This window comes from Burkholderia crassaminum (assembly GCF_964265005.1).
Lineage (GTDB): Bacteria > Pseudomonadota > Gammaproteobacteria > Burkholderiales > Burkholderiaceae > Burkholderia.
This window is the reverse complement of sequence record NZ_OZ183800.1, coordinates 3,422,109-3,438,618: the sequence shown is the minus strand read 5'-3', so window position 1 is coordinate 3,438,618 and position 16,510 is coordinate 3,422,109. Positions and strand designations below refer to the sequence as shown.

The following is a 16,510-nucleotide window of genomic DNA, read 5'->3' as shown; positions in this document are numbered from 1 at the left end:
CACTCCATTCTCGTGCGCGGCGTGGCAATGACGCCGCGTTCACTGGCCGGGCCAGCATCGCGCGGCGGCGGAGACACTGTCTAATGAATCTTTGGGATCAATCGATAACCCCAGGTATTCATTCCCGTTTCAGCCGTAGCCGCCGCGGCAGCCGTACCCGACGCAACGAAGCACCACAGGTGAAGAATTGACCGACAACGAAGAACTTTCGCTCCATCAGGAGAGCCGCTTCTGGCAGCTTGCGCCGGTGAAATGGTGGATCCGCGGGCAGGGCCGCGACGGCTATTCGTTCCGGCTGCTGCTGTGGCCGCCGGTGATCGTGTTCGTGCTCGAATTCATCTGCATGCTGTTCGATGCGCTGTACCCCAGCATCGGCATCAGCGCGGTCGCGACGCTGTTCCTCGGCTTCGCCGGATACCACGGCGCGCAGCGCGAATGGCTGGTGCCGTCCGCGACCACCCGCGCGCTCGTGAAGGCACGCATGAAGAAGGCGGCCGAGCGGTTCTCGTCGCTCGGCGTGGGCGCGACCGTGCTCGCGATCTTCGTCGCCGCGACGTCGCTGTCGCTCGTGATGTCGGGTCAGCCGGTGCTGGACAGCGTATCGAAGGACGCCGTGTCGATCTTCATCGCGCTGGTGTTCCTGCCGGTGTATGTGTCCGGCGCGGTGCGCAAGCTGGCGATCGCGCGGATCGAGGAGCTGGAGGCGCTGCGCAATGCCACCGTCGGCACCCGCCTGAAATTCGACCGGGCCGGCGCCGTGCGCGCGGTCGTCGTGCAGGGCGCGGCCGGGAAAGGGACGGTGTCCGTGCTCGAGTACACGGTGCTCGGGTTCAACCCGCCGCTCGAACAGGTCGGGCGCGAGCCGCGCGCGTGAGCGCGCAACGTCGGACGTAAAGTCGGCGTCTCAGGCCGGAAAGCGCTCGTGTTCCGGTGCCGGTACGAGGTTCTCGGGCCACTGCACTTCGAACAGCGTGCCGCCGGTGCGGCTCGGCACGCAGACGGCTTCGCCGTGATGCGCATGCGCGATCGCCGCGACGACGGCGAGCCCGAGGCCGCTGCCGCCGGGCTGCGTGTCGTCGGCGCGCCGGAATGCCTTGAACACGTGCTGTGCGAAATCGGCCGGGATGCCGGGGCCGTCGTCCTCGACGCGCAACCGGCACATCCCGTCTTCGATGCGAGTCTGGATGCGGATCGTGCCGGGCACCGCATGGCGGCGCGCATTTTCCAGCAGCGCCAGCAGCGCCTGGCGCATGCGCACCGGGTCGCAGCGCATGCGCCGCGTGTCGAGATCGAGTACCGGATGCTGGCCGGCGGCCTGCAGCGCAGGCTCGAACATGTCGACCACCGCACGCGCATCCGACGCGAGATCGGCGTCGCGGATCTCGATGCTCAGATGGCCGCTATCCGCGAGGCTGACCACGCGCAGATCCTCGATCAGCCGCGTCAGCCCCTCGACCTGCCCGAGCAGGCTGCGGAACTGTGCTTCGTCGGGGGTGAACACGCCTTCGGCGAGCCCCTGCAGGCGCCCGCGCAGCACCGTGACGGGCGTGCGCAGCTCGTGCGCGATCGCCGCGTTCCAGATCGCCTGCTCGTTGGTCACGCGCTGCAGCTCGCTGGCGAGCGCGTTGAAGTTGTCGGCGAGCAGCGCGGCTTCATGCAGCGAGCGGTCGCCGGCGACGGCGCGCGCGTCGAGATCGCCGCGCGCGACGCGGCGAATGCTTTCGGTGACCGAATTGAGCGGCACGAGGATGCGGCGTGCGAGATTGACCGCGACCGCGACCGACAGCGCGAGGCCGACCGACGTGGTCGCGATCAGCCATACCCATTCCGGCCCGGTCGGCAGAAAGTCCTTCGTGTTGAAATGCGCGGGCCAGTAATTGAACGCGATGTAGTAGAAGACGGTGGCGGTGAGCACCATCAGCACGGTCACGCCGAACACCATCCCTGCCATGGTCAACGCGATCTGCCGGCTCAGGCCGTCGAGCTTCATGTTCAGCTCCAGAGCTTGTAGCCGACGCCGCGCACGCTGACCGGCACGCCCTGCACGCCGAGGTCGTCCAGCTTCTTGCGCAGCTTGCTGACGTGGCTGTCCACCGTACGTTCCAGTGCGTCGCCTTCCGGCAGGCAGGTGGCCATCAGCTCGGCGCGGCTGAACACGCGCCGCGGCGCGCGCGCGAGCTGCGCGAGCAGCTTGAACTCGGTGAGCGTCAGGACGAGCGTGTGCCGTTCGCTGCCCACTTCGAGCGTGGCTTCGTGGTGTTCGAGATCGATCTCGAACGGTGCGACCCGCAGCACGCGCTGTTCTTCCTGGCGCGAGCCGGCCATCGAGCGGCGCAGCACCGCTTGCGCGCGCGCCACGACTTCGGCGGGATTGAACGGCTTCACGACGTAGTCGTCGGCGCCGATGCGCAGGCCGGTGAGCTTGTCGATGTCCTGGTCGAGCGCGGTCAGCATGATGACGGGCGTGTCGCCGCGATGACGGATTTCGGCGAGCACCTTCCAGCCGTCGACATGCGGCATCTGCACGTCGAGCAGCACGAGGTCGGGCTTGAGCTGCAGGTGCAGTTCCAGTGCGCGGCGGCCGTCGGCCGCGTGCACGGTGCGCAGGCCGCCGCGCGCGAGATAGGCGGTCAGGATCTCTGCGATCTCGGGTTCGTCCTCGGCGATGAGGACGAGCGCCTGGGCGTCCTGGCCGGCGCTGGAAAGGGTCGGGAGATCAGGCAGGGCCATTCGTGTGAGTCCATCGGGGTTTCCATCGAGCCGCCATACTACCGCATGGGAAATGCCGCCGAACAAAGGCCGGGCGGCGGCGCGCGGCGCACGGCGTCAGCGGATTGCTTCGAAGGCGGGGCCTTGCCGAAACCTTTCGGCCGGCTCGCGATTCAACGGGGTTGCATGCCGGCGCCGCGTTACGCGCGGTCGCGCTTGCCGTGCATCACCATGATGGTTTGCTGCATGACCGCGCACAGCGTTTCCTCGTCGCCGCTGACGGCGAAGACTTCCGCCTTGGTGACGATCAGCGTGCGGCCCGGCCGGATCACCTCGCCACGGGCGATCAGCTTGTCGCCCGCGGCAGGTGCGACGAGATTGACCTTGTACTCGACGGTCAGGACCGACGCATCGGCAGCCACCGTGGTCATCGCCGCGTAGCCCGCGGCCGAATCGGCGATCATGCCGACCACACCCCCGTGGACGAAGCCGTGCTGCTGCTCGATGCCCTGCCAGTGCGGCACGTGGATTTCGGTTCGTCCGACGTCGATCAGCGGCATGCTAGCCTGGATCAGGCGCATCGCGTGCTGCTTGTCGAAACTGGCGGCGACGGATTCGATGAAGTTCGGGTTGAGGACGTCGGTCATGGCGTGTCGAGCGCGGTGGGCAGGGGCGGAGGCGGGGCGCAAACGGCTGGCGGGGCGTTCCGGGAGCGTAACGCAAAAGGCATTCCGTTCGCCTTAGAATCGGCTTTCTCGTCTTCGGCGCCTATCCGATGCTGATGCTCACCATCCACCCGCTTTCCGCCGAGTCGGCCAGCGACCGCGCCAACGTCCGGCGCGTCTTCGCCGAAGCGCCTTCGTACACGCAACGCGTCGAAGGCCGTTTGCCGACCGAGGCAGACGTCGACGATTTTTTCGCCGGCAAGCCGGCCGCCAAGGACGCGGCTGACAAATCGGTGTTCGGCGTGTTCGTCGACCAGCAGATGATCGGCTGCGCGGATGTCATCCGCGCCTATCCGAACGACGACTGCATATGGATCGGCCTGCTGCTGCTCTCGGAAGCGCATCAACGGCGTGGTTACGGGAAGGCTTCGCTGGGGTTGCTCCTCGACATGGCGCGGAAATGGGGCTTTCGCACGGTGCAACTGGCGGTGATCTCGACCAATCCTCACGCCCAGGCATTCTGGCAGCGCGAAGGCTTCGTGGAGATTCGGCGCACGGTGAATCCGAGATTTACCGGCGACGTCATCGTCATGCAGCGCCCGATCCGTTAGCGCTCACTTCCCGATCCACGGAAACGGTGGCCCACCATAATTCACCCAATGAATACCCCCGGATTCAGAAAATAAAGTTTGAAAATGCATCCCCGCCGCCTATGCTGAATCCCTCTGATCTGGCGGGCATGCGATGGCTGAACTTTTTCTGGTACGGCACGGGCAGGCGTCTTTCGGCACGGACGACTACGACCGTTTATCCCCGGCGGGCGAGCAGCAGAGCGTCTGGCTCGGCGAATACTTCGCACGGCAAGAGCTGACGTTCGACCGCGTGATCTGCGGCACGATGCACCGCCACGCGCAGACGGTCGACGCAATCCTGCGAGGGATGGGCCGCGAGGGCGCGCAGGTCGACCGCCATCCCGGCCTGAACGAATACGACTTCCACGGCCTGTTCGCCGCCGCCGCGCACGACTACCCCGAAATCGCCCGCCTCGCGGCCGGCTCGATGAAAGAGCATTTCCGCGCGCTCCGGCAGGTGCTGCAGCTCTGGTCGGAAGACAAGCTCGACGATTCGGCCCCCGAGACCTGGGCGCACTTCCAGCAGCGCGTGTCCGATGCCCGCGCGGCCATCCGCCACGGCGGCGGCCAGCGCGTGCTGGCGGTGAGCTCCGGCGGCCCGATCGCGGTCACCGTGCAGCAGGTGCTGGCCGCCCCGCCGTCGAGCGCGATCGCGCTGAACCTGCAGATCCGCAACAGCAGCCTTTCGCAGTTTTTCTTCAACGCCGATGCATTCCACCTCGCGTCGTTCAACGGCATCCCGCATCTGGAGGATCCCGAACGACACGCGCTGCGAACCTACGGCTGACCCACGAACGACACGCGACGATGACGAACCCTACCCAGCAACTCGACGTAGCCCGCCTCACGCGCTATCTGGAAGCGCACGTGCCGGGCTTCGAAGGCCCGGTCGACATGGAGAAGTTTGCCGGCGGCCAGTCGAATCCGACTTTCCTGCTGCATGCGAAGAGCGGCCGCTACGTGCTGCGCCGCCAGCCGCCGGGCGAACTGCTGAAGTCCGCGCATGCGGTCGACCGCGAATTCCGTGTGCTGAGCGCGCTGTCGGGCACCGCGGTGCCGGTCGCGCGCCCGTATCACCTCTGCGAAGACCGTGACGTGATCGGCAGCCTGTTCTACGTGATGAGCTTCGAGGACGGCCGGATCTTCTGGGATCCCGCGTTGCCGGAACTGCCGAAGGCCGATCGCGCGGCGTGCTACGACGCACTGCTGCAGACGATGGCCGCGTTGCACGACGTCGATGTCGACGCGGTGGGCCTCGCCGACTACGGCCGCCCCGGCAACTACTTCGAGCGCCAGATCGGCGTGTGGACGAAGCAGTACCGCGCGGCGGAAACGGAGCGCCTCGACGCGATGGAGACGCTGATCGACTGGCTGCCGAAGGCGTGCCCCGAGGACACGGGCCGGCCGACGCTGGTGCACGGCGATTTCCGGATCGACAACCTGATGTTCGCGCGCGACGGCTATCGCGTGCAGGCCGTGCTCGACTGGGAACTGTCGACGCTCGGCAATCCGCTCGCCGATCTCGCGTATCTCTGCATGTGCCTGCGGTTGCCGTCCGGCGGACAGGTGCGCGGGCTCGCGGGCCAGGATCGCGCCGAACTCGGCGTGCCGGACGAAGCGGCGATCGTCGCGCGCTATTGCGAACTGCGCGGCATCGAGCCGATCCGCGACTGGCACTTCTACCTCGCCTTCAGTTTCTTCCGGCTCGCGGCGATCGCGCAGGGCGTGAAGGCGCGCGCGCTGCAGGGCAATGCATCGAGCGAGCAGGCGCTGCGCGTCGGCGCGATGGCCGGGCGGCTGGCCGAGATGGCCGTCGGCGTGATCGACGCGCATCGCTGAGCGGCGGCGGCGGTACGACAATCCAAAAATGGAGGAGCACAGCAACATGGCAACGAATCTGTTCGACCTGACGGGCAAGATCGCACTGGTGACGGGCGCGAGCCGCGGCATCGGCGAGGAAATCGCGAAACTGCTCGCGCAGCAGGGCGCGCACGTGATCGTGTCGAGCCGCAAGCTCGACGACTGCCAGGCCGTGGCCGACGAGATCGTCGCGGCAGGCGGCCGCGCCGAGGCGCTGGCGTGCCACGTCGGACGCCTGGAAGACATCGCCGCGACGTTCGAGCATATCCGCGGCAAGCACGGGCGGCTCGACATCCTCGTGAACAACGCGGCCGCGAACCCGTATTTCGGGCACATCCTCGATACCGATCTCGCCGCTTACGACAAGACGGTCGACGTGAACATCCGCGGCTACTTCTTCATGTCGGTCGAGGCCGGCAAGCTGATGAAGGAACACGGCGGCGGCGCGATCGTCAACACGGCGTCGGTGAATGCGCTGCAGCCGGGCGACCGGCAGGGCATCTACTCGATCACGAAGGCGGCCGTCGTCAACATGACGAAGGCGTTCGCGAAGGAGTGCGGGCCGCTCGGCATCCGCGTGAACGCGCTGCTGCCGGGGCTCACGAAAACGAAGTTCGCGGGCGCGCTGTTCGCCGACAAGGAGATCTACGAGACGTGGAAGGCGAAGATCCCGCTGCGCCGCCACGCGGAACCGCGCGAAATGGCCGGCACCGTGCTGTACCTCGTGTCGGACGCGGCGAGCTACACGAACGGCGAATGCATCGTCGTCGACGGCGGCCTGACGATCTGAGCGCGCGATGAAGATCGACAGCTATGCCGGGCAGGCCGTGATGATCACTGGCGCCGCGAGCGGCTTCGGCGCGTTGCTCGCGAGCGAACTCGCCGCGATGGGCGCGCGGCTGGCGCTCGGCGACCTGAACGGCGAAGCGCTCGAACGCGTGGCCGCGCCGCTGCGCGCGGCCGGTGCCGACGTGATCGCGCAGCGCTGCGACGTGCGTGTGGAAGCGGAGGTTGCCGCGCTGGTGCATGAGGCCGCCGAGCGTTTCGGCCGGCTCGACGTCGGCATCAACAACGCGGGCATCGCGCCGCCGATGAAGGCGCTGATCGACACCGACGAAGCCGATCTCGACCTGAGCTTCGCGGTGAACGCGAAGGGCGTGTTCTTCGGGATGAAGCACCAGATCCGCCAGATGCTCGCGCAGCGCGAGGGCGTGATCCTGAACGTCGCGTCGATGGCCGGGCTCGGCGGCGCGCCGAAGCTGGCGGCCTACGCGGCGTCGAAGCATGCGGTGGTCGGGCTCACGAAGACGGCGGCCATCGAATACGCGCGCCACGGTATTCGCGTGAATGCGGTGTGCCCGTTCTACAGCGCGACGCCGATGGTCACCGACAGCGATCTCGGCGAGCGCCAGGACTTTCTCGCGCAGGGCTCGCCGATGAAGCGGCTCGGCCGGCCCGACGAAATCGTCGCGACGATGCTGACGCTGTGCGCGAAGGAAAACACATATCTGACCGGGCAGGCCGTCGCCGTCGACGGCGGTGTCTCGGCCTTCTGACGAAACCGAACGAACGGAATCGAGGAGTCGATCATGGACTTTGGCTATACCCCGAAAGTGGAAGAACTGCGCAGCCGCGTGCGCGCATTCATGGACGCGCACATCGTGCCGCGCATCCGCCAGTGGAACGAGGAAGTGCACGCGGGCCAGTATCCCGTGTCGTTCATGGAGGAGCTGAAGGAGCGCGCGAAGGCGGAAGGGCTGTGGAACCTGTTCCTGCCGCACCTGAAGGACGACGAGCCCGGCACGGGCCTGACGAACCTCGAATACGCGCCGCTCGCCGAGATCATGGGGCGCGTGAGCTGGGCGTCGGAGGTGTTCAACTGCAACGCGCCGGACACCGGCAACATGGAGCTGCTGCACATGTTCGCGTCGCCCGAGCAGCGTGAGCAGTGGCTGAAGCCGCTGCTGCGCGGCGAGATCCGGTCGGCGTTCGCGATGACGGAGCCTGATGTGGCGTCGTCGGATGCGACGAACATCACGACGCGCATCGAGCGCGTCGGCAACGAGTACGTGATCAACGGCCGCAAGTGGTTCATCACGAACGCCGCGCATCCGAACTGCAAGATCTTCATCGTGATGGGCAAGACCGACCCCGAGGCCGCGTCGCACCAGCAGCAGAGCATGATTCTCGTGCCGCGCGACACGCCGGGCGTGACGATCGTGCGCAACATCACGGTGGTCAATCACTACGCGCCGGAAGGGCACTGCGAGATTACGTTCGACAACGTGCGCGTGCCGGCGAGCAACCTGCTCGGCGAGGAAGGCAGCGGCTTCGCGCTCGCGCAGGCCCGCCTCGGGCCGGGCCGCATTCACCACTGCATGCGTTCGATCGGCGCGGCCGAGCTCGCGCTGGAGCTGATGGTCGACCGCGCGCAGTCGCGCGTCGCGTTCGGCAAGCCGCTGAACCGGCACGGCACGGTCGGCGAATGGATCGCGCGCTCGCGCATCGAGATCGAGCAGGCGCGCCTGCTCGTGCTGAAGGCCGCGTGGATGATCGACAAGGTCGGCGCGAAGGCCGCGCGCAAGGAAATCGCGATGATCAAGGCGCTGGTGCCGACCGTGTACACGGACGTGTGCGACCGCGCGATGCAGGTGTTCGGCGCGGCGGGGTTGAGCCCCGATACGCCGCTCGCCGACCTCTGGACCTGGGGCCGCGCGCTGCGCTTCGCCGACGGCCCGGACGAGGTGCACCTGCAGGCGATCGCGCGGATGGAAATCAAGGACGGCGAGCCGGGTTCGACGGCCCCGTACCTGACGCCGCCGCTGCGCGCCTGAGCGTCGCGCCGGGATGCGCAGGGCCGTGGACGAACGGGCGGCGCACGCCGTAAGATGCCGGCAAGGAGATCCGGCGATGCGCCTTTCGAAGATTGACCTGAACCTGTTCGTCGTATTCGACGCGATCTACACCAAGCGTAACCTGACGCGGGCGGCCGAAGTGCTGAATCTCACGCAGCCGGCCGTCAGCAACGCGCTGGCGCGGCTGCGCAAGACCCTGAACGATCCGCTGTTCGTCAGCACGCCGGCCGGGATGATGCCGACACCGCTGGCCGAGAACATCGTCGGCCGTGTGCGCGAGGCGATGCAACTGCTCGATTCGAGCGCGCACGAAGGCGACGTGTTCGATCCGGCGTCGTCGACGCGCGTGTTCCGGATGAGCATGAGCGACCTGACCGAAGCGCTGCTGCTGCCCGCGCTCGGCGAACTGCTGCAGACGCATGCACCCGGCATGCACGTGCGCAGCTACACGATGGACCGCCGTGAAGTCGCGACCGCGCTCGCGAACGGCTCCGTCGACATCGCGATCGACGCGCCGCTGATCGGCGATCCGCACCTGCACCAGGCGCTGCTCGTGCGCGACCGCTATGCGTGCATGATCCGCGACGATCATCCGTTCAAGGGCGACACGCTCACCATGGACGACTACCTTGCGATGGGGCACATCCACGTGTCGAGCCGCCGCAAGGGCAGCGGGCACGTTGACGCGGAACTGACGCGCCTCGGGCTGCGCCGCACCATCCAGATGCGCGTGCAGCACTACATGGTCGCGCCGCTGATCGCGATGCGCGGCGATCTCGCGCTGACGGCGCCGCTGCGGCTGCTGCAGCGCTATCCGGCGCGCATTCTCGAACTGCCGTTCGAGATGCCGGCCCTCGAGTACTTCTGCTACTGGCATCGCAGCGCGGATCAGGATCAGGGCAGCCGATGGCTGCGCGAGCAGCTGATGATGCTGATGGGCGGGATCGGCGAGCCGCAATGATGCGCACGCGGCGGCCGTCGGCTACCTCGACGTGAGCCAGACCCCCGCGACGATCGCGCCGATGCCGGCGAAACGCGTGAGGTCGAGCGGCCGCGGCATCGCGCCGAGCCAGCCGAAGTGATCGAGCATCGCGGACACGACGAACTGCGTCGCGACGATGATCGTGAATGCCGTCGTCAGGCCGAGCTGCGAGGCCGTATAGCCGATCGATCCGGCAATCACGAGGCCGAGCACGCCGGCCGACAGCGCATACCACGGCACCGACGTCCACGCCCGGAGTTCTCCGCCGTGCTGCGCGGCCAGGAGCACGATCGCGACCAGCGCGCCGCTGATGTAGTTCACGAAGATCCCGCCGGTCGTGCCGATGCTCTTCGACATGACGCCCATGAATTGCCCCTGCAATGCGACCGCGCAGCCGCCGATCGCCGCGATCGCGGCGAGCCCGATGATGTTGTTTGCCATACGCCCTCTGTCTCCCGATGTGTCGAACCGCGAATACTGTGGGTAACAGTATCGGTCTGGGCCGGGCGCGCGTGAAACGGTATATTTTCACGCGCGCATTCAAAAGAATTCACGGCAAGGAGACGCGTGGTGCTGTCCATCGAGTCGCTTCAACTGATCGAGCTGATCGCACGCACGCGCAGCTTCACGGCCGCGGCGAGCGCGCTGCATCGCGTGCCGTCGGCCGTCAGCTATGCGGTCAGGAACATCGAGGAAGAGCTGGGCGTCGTGCTGTTCAAGCGCCTGCACCGGCACGTCGTGCCGACCGAGGCCGGCGAGCACTTCGTGAACGAGGCGCGCGACATCCTGAAGCGGATGGACGAGATCCGCCGCGATACGCTGCGCGTCGCGAACGGCTGGCAGCCGAGCCTGTCGATCGCGCTCGACAACATCGTGTCGAGCCGCCGCATCGATGCACTGATGGCCGACTTCTACCGCCGCTTCGACAACGTCGAGCTGATCGTGCGGATCGAAGTGTTCAACGGCGTGTGGGAAGCGCTTGCCACCGGGCGCGCGGACATCGCGATCGGCGCGACGACGGCCGTACCCGTCGGCGGCGAATTCCGGTTCCGCGACATGGGCGCGATCGAGTGGGCCTTTCTCGTGAGCCCCGATCATCCGCTTGCCGGCGCCGAAGGGCCGCTGTCGTCAGACGCGCTCACCGCGTTCCCGTCGATCTGCCTCGAAGACACGTCACGCGACATTCCGCGCCGCGACACGTGGCTGTTGCCGCATCAACGGCGGCTCGTGGTGCCGGACTGGCAGCGTGCGATCAACTGCTTCGTCGAAGGGCTCGGCATCGGCTACATGCCGCTGCATCTCGCGCGGCCGTTCGTCGAAACCGGGCGGTTGGTCGAGAAGCTGCTGTGCGATCCGAAAGCGCCGAGCCCGTGCTGTGTGGCCTGGCATGCGCAGAAGACGGCGCCGGTGATGCACTGGGTGCTCGACTATCTCGGCGACAGCGAGCAACTGCATGCGGAGTGGATTTCCTGAGATTCCCGGTGCGTTCGACCGCGCTGGCCGTCACTTTCGCAATGCCTGCGCCAGCACGCGCGCCACGTGCACGGCCTGTGTCTGCGCGCCGTCCTGAATCTGATGCCGGCAACTCGTGCCGTCCGCGACGACGATCGCGCCTTCTGCCCGCGCCCGTACGGCCGGCAGCAGCGACAGCTCGGCCATCGCCTGCGATGCGGCGTAGTGCTCCGCTTCATAGCCGAAGCTGCCGGCCATTCCGCAGCACGACGACTCGACCGGCGACACCTTCAACCCCGGAATCCAGCGCAGCACCGTCTGCACCGGCGTGAACGCGCCGAACGCCTTCTGATGGCAGTGGCCGTGCACGAGCGCTTCCTTCGCATCGATTGCGTGCAGCGGCAGCGACAACCGGCCGGCCTCCTGTTCGCGCACGAGAAACTCCTCGAACAGGAACGCGTGGCTTGCGAGCCGTGTGGCTTCGTCGCCATACCCATAAGCAAGAAACTCGTCGCGCATCGACAGCAGGCACGAAGGCTCCAGCCCGACGATCGCGACGCCGCGTTCGAGGTAGGGGCGCAATGTATCGAGCGTGCGTTTCGCCTCGGCCTTCGCTTCGTCGACGAGCCCGGCCGCGAGGAACGTGCGGCCGCAGCACAGTGGCCGCTCGCCTTCGTGCACGTTGAAATGCACGGTGTAGCCCGCCGCTTCGAGCACGGCCTGCGCGGCGCGCGCGTTGTCCGGCTCCTGGTAGTTGCTGAACGTGTCGACGAAGAGCAGCACTTCGCGGGTTGCCGAGCCGGTATCTTGCGAAGACGCACCAGCACCAGCACCAGCACCAGCACCAGCACCAGCACCAGCACCAGCACCAGCACCAGCACCCGCATCCACGTCTACATCTGCCAGGAACGGCCGCGCAAACTCGGGCAGCGCACGCTGTGGCGCGAGGCCGATCCATCGCTTCATCGACGACGCGACGACCGGTACGCCGTTTGCAAACGCGATCGCGCCGCGCAGCCGTGCAGCCCACGGCGCATAACGCGGCAGATACGCGACGAGCCGTTCGCGCAGCGTCGTGCCGTGCTTGCGGTTCCACGCATGCCGCGCCTCGATCTTGAAGCGCGCCATGTCGACGCCCGTCGGGCAATCGCGCTTGCAGCCCTTGCACGACACGCACAGGTCGAGCGCGGCCTTCACGTCGTCGCCGGCGAGGCCATCGTCGCCGAGCTGGCCCGTCACCGCGAGCCGCAGCGTGTTCGCACGGCCGCGCGTCACGTGCTGCTCGTCGCGCGTCACGCGGTAGCTCGGGCACATCGTGCCCGCGTCGAACTTGCGGCAGTGGCCGTTGTTGTTGCACATCTCGACGGCCGACGCGAGCCCGTGCGTGATGTCGGTGCCGGAGCCGGGCGCAGTTTCTTCACCGGTCAGCGGGTTGCGCGTGACGTTCCAGGCCGACCAGTCGAGCGCGGGCCGCAGCGGCAGCGCCGCATAGCCGGGCGCGAACCGGAAATGTTCGCGCGCGTCCATCTTCGGCGGGTTGACGATCTTGTCCGGGTTGAAGCGGTTGTCGGGATCGAACAGCGCCTTGATCTCCGCGAACGCCGCGTTCAGGCGCGGGCCGTACTGCCACGCGACCCATTCGCCACGGCACAGCCCGTCGCCGTGCTCGCCCGAATACGCGCCTTTGTACTCGCGCACGAGTGCCGCCGCTTCCTCGGCGATCTCGCGCATGCGCGTCGCGCCGTCGCGCCGCATGTCGAGGATCGGCCGCACGTGAAGCGTGCCGACGCTCGCATGCGCGTACCACGTGCCTTCGGTTTCATGCTTGTGGAATACGTCGGTCAGACGGCGCGTGTAGTCGGCGAGGTGTTCGAGCGGTACCGCGCAATCCTCGATGAACGACACCGGTTTGCCGTCGCCCTTCATGCTCATCATGATGTTCAACCCGGCCTTGCGCACGTCCCACAGCGCCTTCTGCGCGCCGGCATCGGTCATCTTCACGACGCTGTCGGGCAGGCCGAGATCGGCCATCAACTCGGCGAGCCGGTCGAGTTGCGCCATCTGTGCATCGCGCGATTCGCCCGCGAATTCGACGAGCAGGATCGCCTGCGGCTGCCCGACCAGCGCCTGTTCGATCACCGGGCGGAACGCCGGGTTCTCCATCGACAGGTCGATCATCGTGCGATCGACGAGCTCGACGGCCACCGGCTTCAGCTTCACGATGTGCTGCGCGGTATCCATCGCCTGATAGAAGGTCGGGAAGTTCACGACGCCGAGCGCCTTGTGCGCAGGCAGCGGCGCGAGCTTCAGCGTGATCTGCCGGCTATAGGCCAGCGTGCCTTCCGAACCGACTAACAGGTGCGCCAGATTCGCGTGGCCGTCGTCGGTGTACGCACGTGGGTTCTGACAGTCGAACAGGTCGAGGTTGTAGCCGGCCACGCGGCGCAGCACCTTCGGCACGCGCTCGACGAGTTCGTCGCGCTCGCGCCTCGCGATGCGTTCGACGCCGTGCAGCAGGTCGAGCGTGCGGCGATCGGTGATGGGCTGCGCGAGCGAACCGAACCGGCATTCGCTGCCGTCGGCGAGGATCGCGTCGATCGCGAGCACGTTGTGCACCATGTTGCCGTACTCGATCGAGCGCGACCCGCACGAGTTGTTGCCGGCCATCCCGCCGATCGTGCATTGCGCGCCGGTCGATACGTCGACCGGAAACCACAGCCCGTGCGGCTTCAACCACGCGTTCAGGTGATCGAGCACGATGCCGGGCTCGACGGTGACGGTGCGTGCCTGCGCATCGAATTCGACGATCCGGTTCAGCCATTTGCTGTTGTCGACGACGAGCGCTTCGCCGACCGTCTGCCCGCACTGGCTCGTGCCGGCGCCGCGTGCGAGCACGGGAATCTTGCGGTCGCGCGCGATGTCGAGCGCGATCCGCAGGTCGTCCTGGTCGCGCGGCACGACCACGCCGAGCGGCATGATCTGGTAGATCGACGCGTCGGTCGCGTAGCGGCCGCGACTCGCGCGATCGGCGTGGACGTCGCCGCGCATTTCGCGGCGCAGCCGCTCGAACAGCGGCGACAGCGCGGCGCCTTGCGACGGCACGAGATGGACGGGGCGAACCAGCGAAGGCGAGACGGCGGATGTCATGGTGACGGTCGGTATCGGGTGGGAACGGATCGGGCGAGGCTCAGGCAAGCGTGACGCTGACGGGCGGCAGCCCCGCGATGCGGCCGACGGCGGTGCCTGCGGCCTGCGGGAAATGCATGCCTGTGTACGAGCCGGTCGTGACGACGGTACCGGCCGGCAGCGCGATGCCGCGCCGCGAGGCGTGATTCACGAGCCACGGCAGCAGGCGGCGCGGGTCGCCGGCCGGGTTGGTGCCCGGTGCGGCGCCGGCGATGTCGTGCCCGTCGAACGTGAACGCGGGGGCCGGCGCGACGAACGGGAAATCGGCGCGATAGCCGGTCATCTCGCCGAGCACGAGCGCGCCGTGGTTCTGCAGGTCGGCGAGCTGCGCGGCGGGCGCGACGTCCGGCCATTCACGGAAACGGCTCGCGACGATCTCGATCGATGCGCCCATCTGCGCGATCCCGTCGAACACTTCATCGTCGGCATAGGCGGCCGCACGCGGCGCGAAGTCGCGGCCGAAGCGGAATGCGATCTCCAGTTCGAGGCCGAGCGGCCGGAATGCGCCGCGCGGCAGCGTGACGCCGCTCGCATGGCGGCATTCGTCCGGCAGCGGCGCGCCCTGGATCGGCCCGTCGGGCTGTTTCGCGCCGACTTTCCACGCGCCGATCGCGGCGTTGCGTGCGCGCAGGATTTGCGCCTGTACCGCGTAAGCCGCGTCGGCGCTGGCGGGAACGAGTTCGGGCGGCAGTTCGGCGAACGCGATGCCGTGTTGCCAGCCGGCGGCGAGCCGGGCGGCGAGGTCGTGAGTGGCTTGAGTCATCGTGAGTGGTGAAGAGGTGAGGAACCGGGGCGGCGCACCGCCCCGTCGGCTTCAGGCCGGCGAGCGATTGGCGGCCGGTTGTTCGGCGGGTGCGTCGGCGAAGCGGCTTTCCGGCTGCATGCGGAACGCGAGCAGCACGCCCACGCCCATCAGCACCATGCTGCCGATGAACGGCAGCTCCCAGCTGCCGAAGCGGTCGATCACGAAGCCGGAGATCACGGGCGACAGGATCGCCGCGAGCGCGGAGCCGGAATTCATCATCCCGCTCGCGGTGCCCGAGTAATCCGGCGCGATGTCCATCGGCACGGCCCACATCGGCCCGATCGTCATCTCGGCGAAGAAGAAGCCGGCCGCGAGGCACGCCATCGACACGTACAGGTCGTGCATGAACAGCAGCGGCAACAGCGACAGCAGCGTGAGCAGCATGCAGATCGACACCATCCAGCTGCGTGCGCGCTTGAGGTTGCCGGTGTGCGCGAGGATGCGGTCGGTGACGATGCCGCCGAGCGTGTCGCCGATCACGCCCGCGAAGAACACCGCGGACGCGAACACGGCCGATTTCTTCAGGTCGAGGTCGTAGCTGTGCAGGAAGTACTGCGGAATCCAGCTCAGGAACAGCCACAGCGTCCAGCCGTAGCAGAAGTAGACGATGGTGACGGGCATCATCCGGCGGAACAGCGGGCCCCACGGCACGGCGGCGGGTTTCGGCTTCGGTTGCGGCAGCGCATCGAGTTCGGCCTGCGTGATGCGCGGGTGATCCTTCGGGTGTTCGGTATAGACGAGCGCCCACACCACGACCCACACGATGCTGATCACGCCGCAGATGTAGAACGATTCGCGCCACCCGTACACGGCCATCACCGCGACGACGGCGGCCGGCGCGACCGCGTTGCCGACGCGCGAGAACGCGTGCGTGATGCCCTGTGCGAAGCCGCGTTTCTCGCGCGGCACCCAGCGCGACATCGCCGACGTGGCCGCCGGGAACGTCGCGCCTTCGCCGAGGCCGAGCAGCAGGCGCGCGGCGAGCAGGGACGCGAGGCCGCCGGCCATCCCGGTGAGCAGGGTCGCCACGGCCCACAGCAGCCCGCACGCGAGCAGCGTGCGGCGTGCGCCGAAGCGGTCGCTGACCCAGCCGCCGATGATCTGGAACACGAGGTACGGATACGCGAACGCGGAGAAGACGAGGCCGATCTCCGTCTTGTTCAGCCCGAATTCCTTGCCGAATCCGGCGGCGGCCGTGCTCACGTTCACGCGATCGAGGTACGTGATGAAGTACATCACGCATAGCATCACCAGCACGATGCCGGTCGCTCGGAACAGCTTCATGTTTCGTCTCCTTGATGTTGTCTGGCTTGCTGCCCGTGCCGGCGTCGAGGCCGGCATCGAGGCGGGTCGTGCTGATGAAG

16 protein-coding genes are annotated in these 16,510 nt (G+C 67.5%); 9 read left to right on the top strand and 7 right to left on the bottom strand.

Annotated features, from left to right (window positions below):
• Positions 1 to 187: 187 nt before the first annotated feature.
• Positions 188 to 874 (top strand): hypothetical protein, encoded by a 687-nt coding sequence (locus tag ACPTTF_RS32455; protein ID WP_166955538.1) that lies wholly within the window; start codon positions 188 to 190, stop codon positions 872 to 874.
• Positions 875 to 904: 30 nt separating this feature from the next.
• Here ACPTTF_RS32455 and ACPTTF_RS32450 read toward each other — a convergent pair whose 3' ends face one another.
• The 3 genes from ACPTTF_RS32450 to ACPTTF_RS32440 all read right to left on the bottom strand — a co-directional run bounded on the left by ACPTTF_RS32450 (position 905) and on the right by ACPTTF_RS32440 (position 3,356).
• On the bottom strand, positions 905 to 1,990 hold the full coding sequence (locus tag ACPTTF_RS32450; protein ID WP_423369736.1) for an ATP-binding protein: 1,086 nt from the start codon (positions 1,988 to 1,990) through the stop codon (positions 905 to 907).
• A 2-nt stretch (positions 1,991 to 1,992) separates the two neighbouring features.
• Positions 1,993 to 2,730, bottom strand: coding sequence for a response regulator (locus tag ACPTTF_RS32445; protein ID WP_407062418.1), 738 nt, complete (start codon positions 2,728 to 2,730; stop codon positions 1,993 to 1,995).
• A 179-nt stretch (positions 2,731 to 2,909) separates the two neighbouring features.
• On the bottom strand, positions 2,910 to 3,356 hold the full coding sequence (locus ACPTTF_RS32440; protein WP_166955535.1) for a PaaI family thioesterase: 447 nt from the start codon (positions 3,354 to 3,356) through the stop codon (positions 2,910 to 2,912).
• 128 nt (positions 3,357 to 3,484) lie between these two features.
• Between ACPTTF_RS32440 and ACPTTF_RS32435 the strand changes: the two genes are divergently transcribed.
• The 7 genes from ACPTTF_RS32435 (at position 3,485) to ACPTTF_RS32405 (ending at position 9,682) form a co-directional block, all read left to right on the top strand.
• Positions 3,485 to 3,985 (top strand): GNAT family N-acetyltransferase, encoded by a 501-nt coding sequence (locus ACPTTF_RS32435; RefSeq protein WP_423369735.1) that lies wholly within the window; start codon positions 3,485 to 3,487, stop codon positions 3,983 to 3,985.
• A gap of 133 nt (positions 3,986 to 4,118) precedes the next feature.
• Positions 4,119 to 4,793 carry a histidine phosphatase family protein gene (locus tag ACPTTF_RS32430; protein ID WP_423369734.1) on the top strand — a complete coding sequence of 225 codons (675 nt, stop codon included), beginning with the start codon at positions 4,119 to 4,121 and terminating at the stop codon, positions 4,791 to 4,793.
• A gap of 20 nt (positions 4,794 to 4,813) precedes the next feature.
• Positions 4,814 to 5,845 carry a phosphotransferase gene (locus tag ACPTTF_RS32425; protein ID WP_423369733.1) on the top strand — a complete coding sequence of 344 codons (1,032 nt, stop codon included), beginning with the start codon at positions 4,814 to 4,816 and terminating at the stop codon, positions 5,843 to 5,845.
• Positions 5,846 to 5,891: 46 nt separating this feature from the next.
• A complete protein-coding gene (locus ACPTTF_RS32420; RefSeq protein ID WP_166955526.1) occupies positions 5,892 to 6,656 on the top strand; it encodes an SDR family oxidoreductase in 765 nt (254 codons plus the stop codon).
• Positions 6,657 to 6,663: 7 nt separating this feature from the next.
• On the top strand, positions 6,664 to 7,422 hold the full coding sequence (locus ACPTTF_RS32415; protein ID WP_423369732.1) for an SDR family NAD(P)-dependent oxidoreductase: 759 nt from the start codon (positions 6,664 to 6,666) through the stop codon (positions 7,420 to 7,422).
• Positions 7,423 to 7,455: 33 nt separating this feature from the next.
• The gene (locus tag ACPTTF_RS32410; protein ID WP_166955522.1) at positions 7,456 to 8,700 is read left to right on the top strand and encodes an acyl-CoA dehydrogenase family protein; all 1,245 of its coding nucleotides are present in this window, start codon (positions 7,456 to 7,458) and stop codon (positions 8,698 to 8,700) included.
• Between the two features lie 76 nt (positions 8,701 to 8,776).
• Complete coding sequence (locus ACPTTF_RS32405) at positions 8,777 to 9,682, top strand: LysR family transcriptional regulator (RefSeq protein ID WP_166955520.1); 906 nt, start codon at positions 8,777 to 8,779, stop codon at positions 9,680 to 9,682.
• A gap of 21 nt (positions 9,683 to 9,703) precedes the next feature.
• Here the strand turns inward: ACPTTF_RS32405 and ACPTTF_RS32400 are convergent, their stop codons facing one another.
• Positions 9,704 to 10,144, bottom strand: coding sequence for a DMT family transporter (locus ACPTTF_RS32400; protein WP_423369731.1), 441 nt, complete (start codon positions 10,142 to 10,144; stop codon positions 9,704 to 9,706).
• Between the two features lie 129 nt (positions 10,145 to 10,273).
• Here ACPTTF_RS32400 and punR point away from each other — a divergent pair, with 129 nt between their 5' ends.
• A complete protein-coding gene (gene punR, locus ACPTTF_RS32395; protein ID WP_423369730.1) occupies positions 10,274 to 11,176 on the top strand; it encodes a DNA-binding transcriptional activator PunR in 903 nt (300 codons plus the stop codon).
• Positions 11,177 to 11,206: 30 nt separating this feature from the next.
• Here the strand turns inward: punR and ACPTTF_RS32390 are convergent, their stop codons facing one another.
• Genes ACPTTF_RS32390 through ACPTTF_RS32380 form a run of 3 tightly spaced genes read right to left on the bottom strand, consistent with a single transcriptional unit; the run spans position 11,207 to position 16,430 of the window.
• Entirely contained in the window at positions 11,207 to 14,302 is a 3,096-nt protein-coding gene (locus tag ACPTTF_RS32390; protein WP_423369729.1) for an FAD-binding and (Fe-S)-binding domain-containing protein, read from the bottom strand.
• Between the two features lie 40 nt (positions 14,303 to 14,342).
• Entirely contained in the window at positions 14,343 to 15,104 is a 762-nt protein-coding gene (locus ACPTTF_RS32385; protein ID WP_423369728.1) for a 2-keto-4-pentenoate hydratase, read from the bottom strand.
• A gap of 51 nt (positions 15,105 to 15,155) precedes the next feature.
• The gene (locus ACPTTF_RS32380; RefSeq protein ID WP_423369727.1) at positions 15,156 to 16,430 is read right to left on the bottom strand and encodes an MFS transporter; all 1,275 of its coding nucleotides are present in this window, start codon (positions 16,428 to 16,430) and stop codon (positions 15,156 to 15,158) included.
• Positions 16,431 to 16,510: the final 80 nt, after the last annotated feature.